Genomic DNA, 15,467 nt, shown 5'->3' on the forward strand with positions numbered 1-15,467 from the left:
TAACCGCTTACATTTTTAAAGATCGTCTAAACTATTAATAAAATTGTTACCATTGTTTTCTCCTCGCATAAATAAATGTACAAATCACAATGGCAGCCATTAGACCAAGCGTATAATAATATCCGTGCTGTGTACGAAGTTCGGGCATATTATCAAAGTTCATTCCGTACAAACCGGCAATAAAAGTGATTGGTAAAAAATAAACCGAATAGATTGCTAATACTTTCATCACTTGGTTCGCTTTCTGGTCAGACAATGCCAGAAACATCGAAATTAAGTTGGTAATCTGAATATTCAAATGATCAAAATCGGCTACGACATCTTTTTGTTTATCCTTTAAATCAACGACTTCAGAGTCTTCAAGGTTTAGTAATCTAAACTTATCAATTGCGTCATTTGAAATCGTTAAAACCCTTGAGTTTAATCCTGATTTTCTTTTCAATTTATAGAGTCTTCTGATTTGGATGGTATGATTGGTATTTTTAAGGAAAATTTCGTTTTCGATATTATCCATCGTTTCAAAAAGACTTAGGGCTTCATCATCAAAACTTTTCATAATGACCAAAGAAATCATCAGTGCTATTTTATGGGTATGTACTTTATCCTGGCTTTCTGTAAGTGCTTTTTTAGTTTCCGTGATACTTTTTGCTTTCATCCTATGTACCGTGATGATGGTTTTTTCTAAAAGGAAAATCCCGATTTTTGTACTGATGTCGCTGATGCTGTTGAGGTTTTTGCGTTCGAGCTCTGTACTTTCGCGCAGAAGAAAGAATTTCACATTTCCGTCTTCCTCATATTTGGGCAAATGATTGGGATCTAAAGTGTCTTCCAAAAGGAGATTATTGATCTCATATCTCTCATGAAGGTACTTCATATCTTCGTCCGTAGGTGCTTCTACGTCTATCCATTCGCATCCCGAATCTCTGTAAATTGTATTGATAGGCATAAAGTAAAAATACTATAAATTTTAAAAAAACCTATGTGTAAAATAAAGTTTTATCTTTACCAAAATTAAACAAACTATATGATTAAAAGTACAATAAAAGGAATCGGATTTCACGTTCCGGATCATGTTGTCACCAATGATGATTTAGCAAAATTAATGACCACCAATGATGAGTGGATTACAGAGCGAACGGGCATCAAAGAGCGCAGACACAGAATCAACAGAAATGATGCTCAGGAAACAACAGCATTTCTTGGTTTTAAAGCTTCTGAAAAAGCACTTCAACAGGCTGATTTAACGGCAAAAGATATTGATTACATTGTTTTTGCAACGCTTTCACCGGATTATTATTTCCCTGGTTGCGGCGTTTTGCTTCAGGATATGTTGGGCTGTGATACGATCGGAGCTTTGGATGTGAGAAATCAGTGTTCAGGTTTTGTATATGCGATGAGTGTTGCCAATGCTTTCATAAAATCAGGAACGTATAAAAATATTCTGGTTGTAGGAGCTGAAGTTCATTCTTTCGGACTTGATTTTTCGGATGAAGGAAGAGGAGTTTCTGTAATTTTCGGAGATGGAGCAGGAGCCATTGTGCTTTCTGCATCTGAAGATGAAAACGCAGGAGATATTTTAGCCATGAATATGCATTCTGAAGGCAAATATGCCGATGAATTGTGTACACAGTTTCCCGGATCTAAATACGGATGGAGTGACAGAATGAGAAAGGAGCCTGAAAATGTAACCGACAAAGAAGTTTATCCGATCATGAACGGAAATTTTGTATTCAAACATGCAGTTACAAGATTCCCGGAAACAATGATGGAAGCGTTAGATAAAGCAGGGAAGACGGTTGAAGATCTTGATATGTTTATTCCGCATCAGGCGAACTTGAGAATTGCTCAGTTTGTTCAGCAGAAATTTGGTTTACCGGATGAAAAGATTCACAATAACATTCAGAAATACGGAAATACAACGGCGGCTTCTATTCCGATTGCTTTGAGTGAAGCGATAGAACTTGGCAAGGTCAAAAGAGGAGATCTGGTGCTTTTGTCTGCTTTTGGAAGTGGATTTACCTGGGGAAGTATTTTGTTTGAATACTAATTCTCTTCTTTTGTCTTGAAACAAAAGTTCAAGACTGGAAACTCAGGCTAAAAATAAATTTACTCACTAAAAATTCTAAAACTTGCGCAAATTTTAAGTTAGTTCTTCAGTTTAAGATTTGTGTCGCGCTTCAAACAGCAGAATTTTCTTAACGCTTATAAAGTTTATTTTTTTAACGCCTTCGCTTCCTAGGTCAATAAAATAAAAAAATCCGCTGAAATTTATTTCAGCGGATTTTTTTATGATTTAAATTAAAGCTTATAAACTCTTCAATATTTTTTCTGTGTCTGCAGTATCTTGACCTGACGCTTTTCCTAGCGCGATAGACTTTTCAGCCCAAAGTTTAGCATTTTTCTTGTCACCAACTTTGTTGTAAAGATTAGCTAACGTATCTGTGTTAGCATAATTTTCATTTTTCTTTACAGATTCCTGAGCCCATTTTACAGCAGTTTCAAGAGAAGATTTTGTGTTGACGTTTTCAAAGAAATTCCATGCTAATGAATTTAATTCTTCTGAGCTTGCTGCAGAATAATCCTTGTAAAGATCAAGAGTCATTTTCTCATAGGTTGCAAAATCTTTGTCTTTTAGAGCTCTGTTTGATTTTGCTTTCTTCAATAGTTTTTCAGATTCTTCTTTTGTCAAAAACTTCTGAGTTTCAGCATAAAAATAAGCATCGTTCCATTTTTTTGTATCTGCGCTGTACGTTTTTTTCATGATCGTAGTCAGCTTGATATTTTTATCAACCATCTCGTAACGTTCAGCCGGGAAAACTTTGATGATTTCTTCCTTTTTATTCTGGAATATCTTATACAGAGGACTTTCTGTACTTTGAGTACCTGATAGAATCATCTGCACATCATCTGTGTCTAAAGTTGATTTTGCACTGAAATAGCGCTCTAAAACTCTTCCTGCAAAATCTGCATCATTGTAAATCGTAAGACCTGCAAGGTTTTTCAAAAATTCAGGATCGTTTTCTCCTTTCTCGAATTTTTGTTTTAAAGCTGTCAGTCTTTTGTTCGGATCTCCTGCATCCATTGCAAACTGGATAAAGTCTTTCTCTTCAACGTAACCTAAAGTTCTGTGTACTTCTTCACCGTCACCATTGATAAAGAGATAAGTAGGGAAAGCTCTTACGTTATATTTTTTCGCTAGTTCAATTCCTTCACCTTTCTCCATGTCTATTTTAGCATTGATGAAATTTGCGTTGTAATAATCACCTACCGGTTTCAGTGGGAAAATATTTTTCACCATCAGTTTGCACGGTCCACACCAAACTGCATATGCATCTATAAAAATAAGTTTGTTTTCTTTTTTAGCTTTTGCTAAAAGACTTTTAAAATTGCCTTCCTCAAATTTGATTCCTTGTCCGAAAGCAATCACTGCAAAGAAAAGTAATGATAATATTGCTGTTTTTTTCATGAAATATTTTATTGAATACAAATGTAATAATTATGTCAACATAAGGCTTTATAATTATCAATAATTCAATTCATAAAGTTTAGTTAAAATCTCTGGAAATAATCTGGCTGAAATGGTTTGAAAATAATAAATCCACAGATATTCTGTGGATTCTATCTTATCTCGAACCGCCTACTTTAGTATTCGGACGTGATTCTTTGCTTTCATAATCGGTTGGCTTTTTAACGGTATCGTTTGCCAGATTTGTAGTATCAGCAGCATTTTTTTCGGAGTTTGCTACTGCCGAGTCTCCCAGATGATTTCTCATAGAATCTTTATTGTGGTCAGCTTTAAATTCTTCTCTGTTTTCTTTTTTGTCTGCACAGCTTACAAAGATCATTATTCCTACAGCTGCTCCTATCCATATTTTTTTCATAGTATATTTTTTAATGTTTGTCAATCAAATATAAAAAAATCCGCAGAACTTTCATCTGCGGATTTTCCATTTTCTGATAAGTTTTTATCTGGTTGCAGGAGCTGCCGCAGTATCAACTTTCATAGTATCTGCAGGCATTGCAGTTGTCATCGTATCAGCAGCGGGTGGTGCTGCAGCCTGCATAGTGGTATCTACCATGGTAGAATCTGTACTACTCGATGACATCTGTTTTTCTTTTGTTCCGCAGCTCGCTGCAACAAATCCTATTCCTAAGGTTAATAACAATAGCTTTTTCATAATATTTATTTTTATGGGTGTATAACGGTGTATTCAATAACTATTCCGAAATTTTCCATTTTATGATTAATTAATTATAAAAACATTAAATAATTGTTAAATTCAGACAAAGTGAAAGCCCCGAACTATTTCGAGGCTTTACTTATTCTAAAAGAAAATTTCTTATCTAAAAAATAATTATCCTAAATATGGATATTTGTAATCTTTAGGTGAGACGAAAGTTTCTTTGATGCTTCTTACAGATGTCCATCTTAGTAAGTTCATTTTAGAACCGGCTTTATCATTTGTTCCTGAAGCTCTTCCTCCACCGAAAGGTTGCTGTCCTACAACTGCACCTGTTGGTTTGTCATTGATATAGAAGTTTCCTGCTGCATTTTCCAAAGCTTTGAATGCTTCTTCTGTTGCGTATCTGTCTTGTGAAAATACAGAACCCGTCAATGAATATGGAGAAGATGAATCCACGATTTTAAGTGTTTCTTTCCAATCCTGATCTTCGTAAACATAAACCGATAAGATAGGTCCGAAAATTTCTTCAACCATACTTTCGTATTGAGGATCAGTAGTTTCAATTACTGTAGGACTTACAAACCATCCTTTCGAATCATCACATTTACCACCGATGATTACATTAGCGTTGCTTGATGCTTCCGCTCTTTCGATATACCCTTTGCATTTTTCGAATGAATTTTTGTCGATTACCGCATTCACAAAATTAGAAGGATCTTCAGGGGAACCAATTTTGATGGAAGCGATCTGTGTTTCCATTACTTTTTTCACGTCTGCCCAAAGCGATCTTGGAATATAAGCTCTTGAAGCTGCAGAACATTTCTGTCCTTGATATTCAAATGAACCTCTTACTAAACCTGTTGCTACAGCTTCTACGTTTGCGGAAGGGTGAGCGATCACGAAATCTTTACCACCAGTTTCTCCAACAATTCTCGGATATGTTCTGTAATTATGAATATTATCACCAATCATTTTCCACATTCCCTGGAAAACTTTTGTTGAACCTGTAAAGTGAAGTCCTGCAAAATCTCTGTGTGCTAAAACTTTCTCAGCAGTTTCTTTTCCGTCGGTAAAAATCATATTGATAACTCCTGCAGGAAGTCCTGCTTCGATTAAAACATCCATAATTACTTTTGCGGAATAAATCTGCTTATCTGAAGGTTTCCAAACCACAACATTTCCGAGCATTGCCATACAAGCCGGCAAGTTTCCTGAAATTGCTGTAAAATTGAATGGAGTAACTGCGAAAACGAATCCTTCCAATGGTCTGTATTCTACACGATTCCAGATTCCTGCGTCAGAAACTGGTTGCTCAGAATACATTTCTGTCATGAATTCTACGTTGAATCTTAAAAAATCAATGAACTCACAAGCCGCATCAATTTCTGCCTGATGAACATTTTTAGACTGTCCGATCATCGTTGCAGCGTTGATGACATCTCTGTAAGGTCCTGCCAAAAGATCAGCAGCTTTTAAGAAAATCGCAGCGCGGTGTTCCCAACCCAATTCGTTCCATTTTTTCTTTGCAGCTAATGCAGAATTGATGGCATCGTCTACGTGCTGCATTGTTCCTCTGTGATAAAATCCGAAATCGTGAGCGTGATCCTGAGGAGACTGAAGCTGTACTTTATCATCAGTTTTTACTTCTTTACCATTGATAACCATTGGAATCTCAATTTTTTGTGCCCACATTTTTTTGTACTGAGCGATCAGAGATTTTACTTCCTGAGAACCAGGCTCGTAAGAATTTACCGGTTCGTTTACTGCAAATGGTACTTGCGAAATTGCTTTTGACATATTACGTTGTATTATTTTATAGTTTGCTAAGGATACAAATTTACAACTTTTATTCAAGTCTGCTGTCAATTTTGGAAAGACTGAATTGATCTTTATCCTAAAGGACTTCGGTTCCCAAATAATATAAAAAACCATTTCATTTGTTCAGAAGTAACCTGATTTAGAGAATAAAAATCGCTCAACAATATTGTAATATCTGAGTTATTGAAAAACAATAAATTTTAGGAACTAAAATCTTATTTAATCCCTAAAATTTTAAATTTCAATTAAATACATGATGCCGGGAAATATTTTTCTGTTTTGAATATTTTTAGGTCTGATATTTGTATCTCTAGTTCAAACTCAATGACCACTTTATATTTATGAAAAAATTATTTTTGAAACACTCATTCTTTTACACTCTGTTATTTTTGTTATTCATTACTTCTTGTAAGAAAGACAACGAAAAAATAAGCGACCAACAACAAAATACTTCTTCAGAAACTGTATCGGACGATGAACAGTCAGATTCCGTAGCAACAAAAGCTGAAGTGAAAGAATCTGCACCACCTGCAATACAGGAAAATGGTTTTTATAACGCATTTCCAATTCCAAAAAATAAAAAGCAAAGAGATTCTCTATATGCAATTTTCAGTAAGAAATATACTGAAAGAGAGCGTTATGCAATTTTAGCATTAAACAGATTAGACTCAAAAAGCAAATGGAATTCTGATACATTGGTTGTTCCTGCAAAAATAGATACCACTTTGATGGCTTATTCACCTTTTCCTATGCAGCTCGATGTGTTGAGTGATGTGAAGAAATTCGTGGTTTTTTCATATCCAATTCAGGCTTATGCGGTGTATTCCAACGGAGCTTTGGTGAAATGGGGACCTACAAGCATGGGTAAAAAAACAGCTCAGACAACGAGAGGTTTGATGTTTGCCAACTGGAAAAAGAAATTAGCGATCTCCACAGTAAAAAGCGAGTGGAAACTACCTTACAATTTTAATATTCACAATACAGGCGGAATCGGATGGCATCAATATGATCTTCCGGGGTATCCTGCATCACATTCTTGTTTGAGATTATTAATGAATGACGCAAAATGGTTATATAATTATGCAGATACATGGATTTTGAATCCCGGCGGAGCAACCAAAAAAGCAAATGGTACTCCGGTTATCGTTTTCGGAGATTATCCGTGGGGAAAAAGAAAACCGTGGAGAAATCTTTTAAACGACCCGAATGCAAATAATATTTCTGTTGAAGAAATGACTAATCTTATCAAACCTCACGTTGAGAAAATGGTTGCTGAGCAAACTAACCGAGAAAAAGTTGCAGATTCCATACAAGCCGCTAAAGCTATGGAAGTAAAGGCTCCGACTGAAGAACCGGAAGTTTCCAACTAAATTTTCTTTTCAAACTGAAGTGTAGATTCTTCTGCAAATTTTCTGAGTTTTTTCATCTCATCTTTTGCTTTGTTCTGTCCGAATCTTGCTGCGGCGTAGGTTGCAGCAATACAAAACAGCATAACAAAAGAAGCATTCAGAGCCCATGGATATTCGAAGCTTTTGATTTGTTTTTCGACATAATACATAGTGAAAAATGTCATCCACAAAATTGAAAAAAGGAAATAAAGAAACATAAAGAATGTCCAGACTGCAGAGCTCGGGCCAAAAACTCCGCGAATCACAGTTTGGTCGTCTTCAATTTCTGTACGAAGTGACAACCGGGGTTTCCAATAATTATCGTATTCTGTTTCTACACAAATTGTTGCCATCTCTTTGTTGATGTTTCCTGAAAATTCACCTTTGTGTTCTGCAAGATATTTTTTCAGATTTTCTGCGTAGGTTTCTTTACTCAGGTGGGTAAACATCTTGAATCTCGGGCGGTTTCTTATTTTATCTAATGTGGTTTCCTCTGTCTGCATATTATTCTTGGTAAGGGATTGGGTCTTCTAATCTAAAACTCAGGCGAAGTTCCTGATTTTTTCTCAGAATAACCATATTTATTGTTTTGCCTTCCTCAGATTTCATCATTTCCATGATTTTGTGAAGAGTCATTTCCGAAGTTTTTCTTCCGTTAATTGAGACTAATTGATCTTCTTTCTTTAAACCGGCTTTGTGAGCCGGTGAATCTTTCCGCACACCGGCAATAGAAAATAATGGTTTCAAGACAAATTTATATTGTAAACTGTTGTTGATCAATTCAACACCTTTTGTGCCATTGTCTTTTCTTTTGGTTTCCAGATTGACGAGATCTTTTTCCCACTGCATTCCATCCTGCTGAAAATCTAAACCGCTCATGTTAAAATGAAAAGGATCATCATAATTTCCGTTTTTCTTTAGATATAATTTTTGATTCGGATAATCAAAAGCTGCTGTAAATCTTCTCATAATCTCGCCTCCTACAGAACCTTTTCTCTCCCCAACCAAATTCACATGCTGGATGGAGAACTCATCAGGCATTGCTGTCAGTGGTTTCACAAATTGAAAACCGCCTAAATAAAAATTGTGAATCCTGCTTCTTTTGCCATAAATATCTCCATTAAAACCTCTTCCAAGAAAATCATCAATATTGGGACGGTTGTAAACGAAATTTTTGATCAGAGCAGGGAAGAGCCAGATCGCATCACTGTTTCCTAAGTCTATTAAAAGTTTTGAGCTTTTTCTTTCATTTGTCATCTCGACATCAGTAAAAATGTAAGGTTTATTTCTTTCAATAGAAATCGGAAGTTCATTAAACTTTTTTATTTTTTTCCTGAATATTTCTCTATCCTGATAAACCGTAATTTTTTTTGAGGTATAATCAATCACAACCGGATGATTTTTAAAGAAATGGTATCCTATAATGCCATTTACCGGAATCCCGACATGAGACGAAATATTAAAATCCTGATCCAGAATAATAAATAATGTAAAAGAATCATTAATGAAATGCTTTCCGATTTTTCCAAGATTATGATCAGATTTGAATCCTTCAATACTTTCACTTCCTCCCAATCCGGAAAATTTCATTTTTTCTAATGGTGAAAGTTTCATTTCTTTATTTTCGAGACTGAAAATAGTCGTTTCGGCAACTCCGGTATCCAGCAAAAAAGTGAGTTCAGCACCGTTTACCGTGACCGGAATAAAAATTAAATTGTTGATCAGCTTAAATGGTATAACTACTTTTTTAGCATCTTTTAATTCAAAACTATTTTGTGCACTCGTAAAAATGCTGAAGAAAAGAATGAATAAAAGCTGGAAGAATTTCATCTAATGAAAGTAGTAAAATAAATCGTACAGAAATACAAAAAATTCTCAAATTGTTGAGAATGTTTTAAAATGATGAATGAATTTGCTTTTATTTCGAAAAGAATTCCATCAAATCAATATAATTTTTTTGATTGACTCCGTGACCGCTCATGTATTCTCTGAACGTGAAATAGCAGCTTAAATCGTACAAAAGATCGGCAGCTTTTCTTCCCCATTCCATCGGAATAATGGCATCGTCAGTTCCGTGAGAAACGAAAAATCGTAGTTTTTCCAATTTCTTTTTATCTTTTACAATGTCTGTCAACAATTTTTCTTCAGGATAGCTGCTGAGACAGGCAATATAATTGAAAAGATCAGGATATTTTAGTGCTAAACTGTAACATAAAATCCCACCTTGGCTAAATCCGCAGAGATGTGTTTTGTTTTCGGTGAGTCCATATTTGTTGGTGATCGCCATGATGTTTTCCAGAATGCTTTCTAATGCTTCCTTTGCCTGATCAATATCTATAAACTGTTCAGGATTATTAAAATCGATATCAAACCACGAGTAACCTTCAAATTGAGTTGCTTTGGGAGCCCGGAAACTTACCAGAATCCAGTCAGCAGGAAGGCTTTCTCTGAAACTGAACAAATCCTGCTCATTGCTGCCATATCCATGAAGCATAAAAAGAATAGGTGTTTTTGAAGTAATATTTTCCGGTTCTCTTACGATGTAATCTAAATTCATATAATTAGGAATCTATTTTTATTATTATTTGAAATCGCTTTATTCTGAAGATATTTCTGATGGTTATCTTCGGGCGATCTTAAGGGACAAAGATAGTTAATATTGATTTATTTTAGTTTCAAAAGGCAAATGATGAAGATTCAAATTTTAGGATTAAACAGTCTCAGAATCTTTTATTGATTTGATATTGTTTGTAAATCTTTATTGGAAAATTTTCATAAAAGTTATTTTTATATTGATAAAAAACCTATATTTGAAACATTAAAAATCTATTTGGAGAAATGAAGCAAATTTACACATCAAAAAAATTACATAGACTTTCTTTTTTAGTAGTCGCATTATTTTCGGTTATTTCTGTTATGAATTCTTGTAAAGAAGATGACGAAGACGACTTTCAGGAATATTTGGTGCAATTTGAAGTAAAGGCAACAAAAGGAACAGGATCGGGAGATCCGGTTTTGAAAACGATTGTTACACAAGTAGGAGTAAGTCAGAATACGACTTTTGATCCACCGGGAGTAAGTTGGAAAAGTGACGAGTTTTTTGTGAATTCCAGCCAGTCTCAGCTTAATCTTGATGCGAATGCAGTTTTGCCAAATGCAGATTCTCAATTGATCGTTACTCTTTATGTTGATGGTGTAGTTGCTAAATCTGATACTGCTACAGGATCAGGAACACAAGATGCATCTATTGACCACAGCTTCTTAGAATTATAAAAAATAAAAACAAAAATATAAAAACCGCCGATTGGCGGTTTTTTGTTTTGTATATCTTTAAAGAAATTAAATTACTTTTACAATAAATTGGTTTCTCTTACCTTTTTGTAGTAGAAGGAATTTACCATCCACAAAATCGTTTTCACTAATAGTAAAAGAAGCATTTACTTTTTGTTTGTTCACAGAGATTGCATTTCCTTTCAATTCTCTCTGAGCTTCACTTTTAGATTTTAAGAAATTTGATTCGGACAGTAAATCAACTATATTTAAACCTATGATATTAGTCTTTTGCATTTCAGCATTAGGAATTCCGTCAAAAATTTCTGCAAATATTTGCTCATTCATATCATCCATTCCTTTACTGAATAAAATTTCAGAAGCTCTCAGAGCCTTTTCATATTCCTCTCTTCCGTGAACCCAAACAGTGATTTCTTCAGCCAATTTTTTTTGAAGTTTTTTCTCGTGTTCTGCTGTTTTATGTTCTTCGATTAGGTTTTCAATTTCTTCTTTGCTTAAAAAAGTATAAAATTTGATGAATCTTTCAGCATCGACATCAGTTGCATTTAACCAAAATTGGTAGAATTTATAAGGTGAAGTTTTCTTTTTGTCTAACCAGTAGTTTTCTCCGCTTTCAGATTTTCCGAATTTTGAACCGTCAGCTTTTGTAATCAATGGAACTGTCAATGCAAATGCTGTTCCCTGAGCTTTTCTACGGATCAATTCTGTTCCTGTAGTAATATTTCCCCATTGATCGGAACCTCCCATCTGAAGTTTTACGCCATTGCTTTGGTATAAATGTAAAAAGTCATATCCCTGAATTAATTGGTAAGTAAATTCTGTAAAACTCATTCCGTCAACACCTGCTTCTCCGGAAAGTCTTTTCTTCACAGAATCTTTTGCCATCATATAATTGACAGTGATGTTTTTACCCACATTTTTAGCAAAATCAAGAAAAGAAATATTTTTCATCCAATCGTAATTGTTCACCAATTCTGCTTTGTTGGTTTCGTCACCTTCAAAATTTAAAAATCTTGAAAGCTGGTTTTTCAGGCAGTCAACATAATGTAAAAGGGTTTCTTCATCAAGAAGATTTCTCTCTGCGGATTTCCCCGAAGGATCGCCAATCATTCCCGTTGCACCACCAACCAAAGCAATCGGTTTGTGACCGTGTTGCTGAAAGTGAGCCAGAATCTTAATCTGAATAAGACTTCCGATATGTAAAGAATCTGCGGTAGGATCAAACCCGATATAGGCAGTGGTCATCTCCTTATTCAGTTGATCATCGGTTCCGGGCATCATGTCAGAAAAAAGACCTCGCCATTTCAGTTCTTCAATAAAAGAGTTCATTATTTTTTGTTTAAAATTTAAGGTGCAAAGATAAGTAAATTATGGAATGTGAAATAAACGGACTGTTTCTGCAGGGAAGTTTAAATCTCTAATTTTAATTTCTTAAATTTTTTAATTCTTTATCTTTTAATTTTAATAAATTTGTTTATAATGAAAGACGGACAATTATTTTCGCTCATCCAAAAAGCAAAGGAAAAAGACCAAAAAGCCCAGACAAAACTCATCAATGTTTTTTGGGTAGATGTTTTCTCTTTTGTAATGAAAAAAGTACATGATGAAAATGATACTGATGAAATTACCGTCAATGTTTTTTCAAAAGTTTTATCGAAGTTGGATATGTATGATCCTCATTTCCAGTTTAAAACCTGGATTCTGACGATTGCCCAAAACACAATTATTGATTTTTGGCGAAGAAAAAGCAGGGAAAATCAGGATCCTACTGAAAATTTGGATGAAGTAAAAAATCATTATGCAAAATCTCCTGAAGAATTGATGATTTCTGACGAAGAACAGAAAAAAATTATCAAAACTATTGAGTCTTTAGATGGCAATTATCAGGATATCATTAAGTTAAGATTTTTTGAAGAAAAAAGTATCAAAGAGATTGCTGAAGAATTGGGTATTTCTGTTGCCAATACAAAAGTTCGTGTAATGCGCGCTAAAAAGGTCTTGGCTGAATTGTTGAAAGATAACGAGTTTGAGGATAATTAAAGTCAAGATATTATAGTTCTATTTATAAAGTTTGTCATTCCGGAGGAATCTCAATAAAATGTTAAAACAAAATTTAGATTCCTCCGAAATGACACATGAATGTTATAAATATACTTTTTCTTTAGTCTTAGGAAGCAAAATTTCTCTTTGTTTTCTCTGATTTCTGTTTTGAAGATTAATTTTCAATCCCTTTTTTACAAAAGTTTCCTTTTTAGATTTACCGTATTCCGATGTATTTTCAACTTCTTTTTCAAAATTAAGTTGCCCCGTCGAAAGATTAAATTCTACGTTTGAGAAATATTCTTCAGGCTTTCCATAAGTAGAATCATAACCAATTAATTCAAAACGTCCGTTTTGAAATCTGTATTTATCTGTATATCCCCATTTCCAACTGCTTCCGCCGGCTTGGGTTATCTCCAGAATTCCTTTTTTTATCTGGGTGTCCTGATAAGGATCGCCCATCATTCCGCCGCCATTGCTTTCAATAATTGCATTTCTAGATTTTTCCAGGATTGTCCATTTTCCGTTATTTATTTTCAGGATCTGAATTTCACGGATATTCCCTATGTCGGTTGTATCTTTTGTATTGTAAATAATCACTTTTTCAGGAATTTTATCGCCATCCAAATCACCGTCAATCGATTCAATTATCGTTGAACCTGCGGGTTGAAATTCTTTTTGAGCAAAAAAAAATGTACTGAAAATAACAGATAGAAAGCAGAAGGTTGTCTTCATAAGAAAAAAGTATGGTCTAAAATTACGAAATTATATGTTTCATCAATGTCTGTCTTCGATTGTTTCGATAAAAAATTCACTAACTTTGAAGCTCAATTTGAGAAATAAATGGAGAATTTAGTGCAGGATACTACCGTTCAGAAACCAAAATGGATTCGTGTAAAACTTCCTACAGGAAAGAATTACAGAGAACTTCGCACCTTGGTTGATAAATATAAATTAAATACCATTTGCCAAAGCGGAAGCTGCCCGAATATGGGAGAATGTTGGGGAGAAGGAACGGCAACTTTCATGATTTTGGGGAATATCTGTACCAGAAGCTGCGGATTTTGTGGGGTAAAAACCGGAAAACCAATGGATGTTAACTGGGACGAACCGGAAAAAGTGGCTCGTTCGATCAAATTAATGAAAATCAAACACGCAGTTTTGACTTCTGTTGACCGTGATGATTTGAAAGATATGGGTTCAATTCTTTGGGGTGAAACTGTAAATGCTGTAAGAAGAATCTCTCCCGGAACTACAATGGAAACTTTGATTCCTGATTTTCAGGGATTAACAAAGCATTTAGACAGAATGGTTGATGTAGCACCGGAAGTAATCTCTCATAACATGGAAACAGTGAAACGTCTGACTAGAGAAGTAAGAATTCAGGCAAAATATGAAAGGAGTCTTGAAGTTTTACGATATTTGAAAGAAGCCGGACAGAATAGAACGAAAACCGGATTGATGCTTGGCTTGGGAGAAAATAAAGATGAAGTTTTTCAGACCATTGAAGACATCAGAAATGCGAATGTAGATGTGATTACAATGGGGCAGTATTTGCAGCCGACTAAAAAACATTTGCCTGTGAAAAAATTCATTACTCCTGAAGAATTCGATGAGTTTGGTGATTTTGCAAGAAGTTTAGGTTTCAGACACGTTGAAAGTTCGCCTTTGGTAAGAAGTTCTTATCACGCAGAAAAACATATTCACTAAAATATAAATCGCTTCAATTTTTGGAGCGTTTTTTTTATGGTTAAAGATTAAATAGAGTCAAAGGTATGTTTGTCATTCTTTAGGAATCTAGACTCCTTTTATTCAAATTATTATTTTAAAATCATTGCTTAGATTCCTAGGGAATGACAACTAGAGAAATTATAGTTTTATTTAAAATCAACCCTCGACTTTATTCAAATGCTTTTTCTTAAAAGCTGTTGGTGTTTCTCCGATATAATTTTTAAATAATTTATTGAAATAAGAAAGACTTTCAAAACCTACCTGAAAAGAAACTTCAGAAATACATAAATTCTGCAACAGCAACATTTTTGCCTGATTGATTCTGTAATGATTTACAAAATCTGTAAATGTCATATTGGTCTGCTTTTTAAAGTACCGGCAAAATGCAGGTGTACTTAGGCTTACCATTTCGGCAATTACATTCACATTAGGATTTTTATCGTAGTTTTCATTGATGTAATCATAGATGGTTCCCATTCTTATTTTATCATTTAAAAACCATTTTACACGCGTATCTTCCTTATTCAGCTCCTTTACTTCGGTCGACTGTGAGAGAATCTGCAAGACTTCTATCAAAGCAATAAGAGATTCAAAATGATTTTTTTGTTTAATGAGATGAAGTTTTTTTGCAACATTTTTTTTCGTTTCTCCAAAAAATGATAATCCTAAGTGAGAGCGGTCTAGAAGTTTTTTAATATCATCAAATTCAGGAACCGGAAGAATGATTTCCTGCATAAAATTTTCTTTAAGCTGTAAAACGACCTGTTTGTATTCAGTTTCAATTCCATAATCAAAATTCAGGTGCGGTACATTAGATCCTACCAAAAGAAGATCACTTTGCATAAAAGCTGAAATATCTTTTCCCACATGACGGATTCCGCTGAGAGCTTCTACATAAACCAATTCAATTTCGGGATGGTAATGCCAGAAAAAACAATGCCTCATTGAAGGTTCAAAAATTTTAAAAGACTTTCCTTCTTCAAAATCAATGTTTTCTTTTTGAATTTTCATTACG

General features: G+C 34.4%; 16 protein-coding genes. 5 read left to right on the top strand and 11 right to left on the bottom strand.

Features of this window, described 5'->3' with window-relative positions; genetic code table 11:
* Nucleotides 1–46: 46 nt before the first annotated feature.
* A complete protein-coding gene (locus tag AC4FQ5_RS12115; RefSeq protein ID WP_491143632.1) occupies nt 47–946 on the bottom strand; it encodes a magnesium transporter CorA family protein in 900 nt (299 codons plus the stop codon).
* A gap of 78 nt (nt 947–1,024) precedes the next feature.
* On the opposite strand from AC4FQ5_RS12115, the gene AC4FQ5_RS12120 reads away from it, so the two are divergent.
* Nucleotides 1,025–2,047, top strand: a complete 1,023-nt coding sequence (locus AC4FQ5_RS12120) for a 3-oxoacyl-ACP synthase III family protein (RefSeq protein ID WP_491143633.1) — start codon at nt 1,025–1,027, stop codon at nt 2,045–2,047.
* A 258-nt stretch (nt 2,048–2,305) separates the two neighbouring features.
* Here AC4FQ5_RS12120 and AC4FQ5_RS12125 read toward each other — a convergent pair whose 3' ends face one another.
* The 4 genes from AC4FQ5_RS12125 to pruA all read right to left on the bottom strand — a co-directional run bounded on the left by AC4FQ5_RS12125 (nt 2,306) and on the right by pruA (nt 5,981).
* Complete coding sequence (locus tag AC4FQ5_RS12125) at nt 2,306–3,466, bottom strand: thioredoxin family protein (RefSeq protein WP_491143635.1); 1,161 nt, start codon at nt 3,464–3,466, stop codon at nt 2,306–2,308.
* A 157-nt stretch (nt 3,467–3,623) separates the two neighbouring features.
* Complete coding sequence (locus AC4FQ5_RS12130) at nt 3,624–3,881, bottom strand: hypothetical protein (RefSeq protein ID WP_491143637.1); 258 nt, start codon at nt 3,879–3,881, stop codon at nt 3,624–3,626.
* An 84-nt stretch (nt 3,882–3,965) separates the two neighbouring features.
* Nucleotides 3,966–4,178: a cytochrome C551 gene (locus AC4FQ5_RS12135; protein WP_491143638.1), complete on the bottom strand. Its 213-nt coding sequence runs from the start codon at nt 4,176–4,178 to the stop codon at nt 3,966–3,968.
* A 177-nt stretch (nt 4,179–4,355) separates the two neighbouring features.
* Nucleotides 4,356–5,981: an L-glutamate gamma-semialdehyde dehydrogenase gene (gene pruA, locus AC4FQ5_RS12140; RefSeq protein WP_491143640.1), complete on the bottom strand. Its 1,626-nt coding sequence runs from the start codon at nt 5,979–5,981 to the stop codon at nt 4,356–4,358.
* Nucleotides 5,982–6,343: 362 nt separating this feature from the next.
* Between pruA and AC4FQ5_RS12145 the strand changes: the two genes are divergently transcribed.
* Nucleotides 6,344–7,372 carry a L,D-transpeptidase gene (locus AC4FQ5_RS12145; protein ID WP_491143642.1) on the top strand — a complete coding sequence of 343 codons (1,029 nt, stop codon included), beginning with the start codon at nt 6,344–6,346 and terminating at the stop codon, nt 7,370–7,372.
* Here the strand turns inward: AC4FQ5_RS12145 and AC4FQ5_RS12150 are convergent.
* The 3 genes from AC4FQ5_RS12150 to AC4FQ5_RS12160 form a co-directional block, all read right to left on the bottom strand.
* The gene (locus tag AC4FQ5_RS12150) at nt 7,369–7,893 is read right to left on the bottom strand and encodes a hypothetical protein (RefSeq protein ID WP_491143644.1); all 525 of its coding nucleotides are present in this window, start codon (nt 7,891–7,893) and stop codon (nt 7,369–7,371) included. The genes AC4FQ5_RS12145 and AC4FQ5_RS12150 overlap by 4 nt on opposite strands.
* A gap of 1 nt (nt 7,894) precedes the next feature.
* Entirely contained in the window at nt 7,895–9,220 is a 1,326-nt protein-coding gene (locus tag AC4FQ5_RS12155) for a PDZ domain-containing protein (RefSeq protein WP_491143645.1), read from the bottom strand.
* 88 nt (nt 9,221–9,308) lie between these two features.
* Entirely contained in the window at nt 9,309–9,947 is a 639-nt protein-coding gene (locus AC4FQ5_RS12160; RefSeq protein ID WP_491143647.1) for an alpha/beta hydrolase, read from the bottom strand.
* Nucleotides 9,948–10,228: 281 nt separating this feature from the next.
* Here AC4FQ5_RS12160 and AC4FQ5_RS12165 point away from each other — a divergent pair, with 281 nt between their 5' ends.
* Nucleotides 10,229–10,663 (top strand): hypothetical protein, encoded by a 435-nt coding sequence (locus tag AC4FQ5_RS12165; protein ID WP_491143649.1) that lies wholly within the window; start codon nt 10,229–10,231, stop codon nt 10,661–10,663.
* A 66-nt stretch (nt 10,664–10,729) separates the two neighbouring features.
* On the opposite strand, the gene tyrS is transcribed toward AC4FQ5_RS12165, so the two are convergent.
* Nucleotides 10,730–12,010, bottom strand: a complete 1,281-nt coding sequence (gene tyrS, locus AC4FQ5_RS12170; protein ID WP_491143651.1) for a tyrosine--tRNA ligase — start codon at nt 12,008–12,010, stop codon at nt 10,730–10,732.
* 150 nt (nt 12,011–12,160) lie between these two features.
* Between tyrS and AC4FQ5_RS12175 the strand changes: the two genes are divergently transcribed.
* Nucleotides 12,161–12,721: an RNA polymerase sigma factor gene (locus AC4FQ5_RS12175; protein WP_491143652.1), complete on the top strand. Its 561-nt coding sequence runs from the start codon at nt 12,161–12,163 to the stop codon at nt 12,719–12,721.
* Between the two features lie 102 nt (nt 12,722–12,823).
* Here AC4FQ5_RS12175 and AC4FQ5_RS12180 read toward each other — a convergent pair whose 3' ends face one another.
* The gene (locus AC4FQ5_RS12180; RefSeq protein WP_491143654.1) at nt 12,824–13,456 is read right to left on the bottom strand and encodes a hypothetical protein; all 633 of its coding nucleotides are present in this window, start codon (nt 13,454–13,456) and stop codon (nt 12,824–12,826) included.
* A gap of 108 nt (nt 13,457–13,564) precedes the next feature.
* On the opposite strand from AC4FQ5_RS12180, the gene lipA reads away from it, so the two are divergent.
* Nucleotides 13,565–14,431: a lipoyl synthase gene (lipA, locus tag AC4FQ5_RS12185; protein ID WP_047445627.1), complete on the top strand. Its 867-nt coding sequence runs from the start codon at nt 13,565–13,567 to the stop codon at nt 14,429–14,431.
* A gap of 177 nt (nt 14,432–14,608) precedes the next feature.
* On the opposite strand, the gene AC4FQ5_RS12190 is transcribed toward lipA, so the two are convergent.
* Nucleotides 14,609–15,463, bottom strand: coding sequence for an AraC family transcriptional regulator (locus AC4FQ5_RS12190; RefSeq protein WP_491143656.1), 855 nt, complete (start codon nt 15,461–15,463; stop codon nt 14,609–14,611).
* Nucleotides 15,464–15,467: the final 4 nt, after the last annotated feature.

It is taken from the genome of Chryseobacterium sp. DT-167 (assembly GCF_058310155.1).

Bases quoted from the DNA above. Each gene is read 5' to 3' on its own strand.
- AC4FQ5_RS12165 (WP_491143649.1), top strand. From the start codon at position 10,229: ATGAAGCAAATTTACACATCAAAAAAATTACATAGACTTTCTTTTTTA.
- AC4FQ5_RS12145 (WP_491143642.1), top strand. From the start codon at position 6,344: ATGAAAAAATTATTTTTGAAACACTCATTCTTTTACACTCTGTTATTT.
- pruA (WP_491143640.1), bottom strand. From the start codon at position 5,981: ATGTCAAAAGCAATTTCGCAAGTACCATTTGCAGTAAACGAACCGGTA.
- AC4FQ5_RS12130 (WP_491143637.1), bottom strand. From the start codon at position 3,881: ATGAAAAAAATATGGATAGGAGCAGCTGTAGGAATAATGATCTTTGTA.
- lipA (WP_047445627.1), top strand. From the start codon at position 13,565: ATGGAGAATTTAGTGCAGGATACTACCGTTCAGAAACCAAAATGGATT.
- AC4FQ5_RS12155 (WP_491143645.1), bottom strand. From the start codon at position 9,220: ATGAAATTCTTCCAGCTTTTATTCATTCTTTTCTTCAGCATTTTTACG.
- AC4FQ5_RS12180 (WP_491143654.1), bottom strand. From the start codon at position 13,456: ATGAAGACAACCTTCTGCTTTCTATCTGTTATTTTCAGTACATTTTTT.
- AC4FQ5_RS12160 (WP_491143647.1), bottom strand. From the start codon at position 9,947: ATGAATTTAGATTACATCGTAAGAGAACCGGAAAATATTACTTCAAAA.
- AC4FQ5_RS12175 (WP_491143652.1), top strand. From the start codon at position 12,161: ATGAAAGACGGACAATTATTTTCGCTCATCCAAAAAGCAAAGGAAAAA.
- tyrS (WP_491143651.1), bottom strand. From the start codon at position 12,010: ATGAACTCTTTTATTGAAGAACTGAAATGGCGAGGTCTTTTTTCTGAC.
- AC4FQ5_RS12150 (WP_491143644.1), bottom strand. From the start codon at position 7,893: ATGCAGACAGAGGAAACCACATTAGATAAAATAAGAAACCGCCCGAGA.
- AC4FQ5_RS12120 (WP_491143633.1), top strand. From the start codon at position 1,025: ATGATTAAAAGTACAATAAAAGGAATCGGATTTCACGTTCCGGATCAT.
- AC4FQ5_RS12125 (WP_491143635.1), bottom strand. From the start codon at position 3,466: ATGAAAAAAACAGCAATATTATCATTACTTTTCTTTGCAGTGATTGCT.
- AC4FQ5_RS12135 (WP_491143638.1), bottom strand. From the start codon at position 4,178: ATGAAAAAGCTATTGTTATTAACCTTAGGAATAGGATTTGTTGCAGCG.
- AC4FQ5_RS12115 (WP_491143632.1), bottom strand. From the start codon at position 946: ATGCCTATCAATACAATTTACAGAGATTCGGGATGCGAATGGATAGAC.
- AC4FQ5_RS12190 (WP_491143656.1), bottom strand. From the start codon at position 15,463: ATGAAAATTCAAAAAGAAAACATTGATTTTGAAGAAGGAAAGTCTTTT.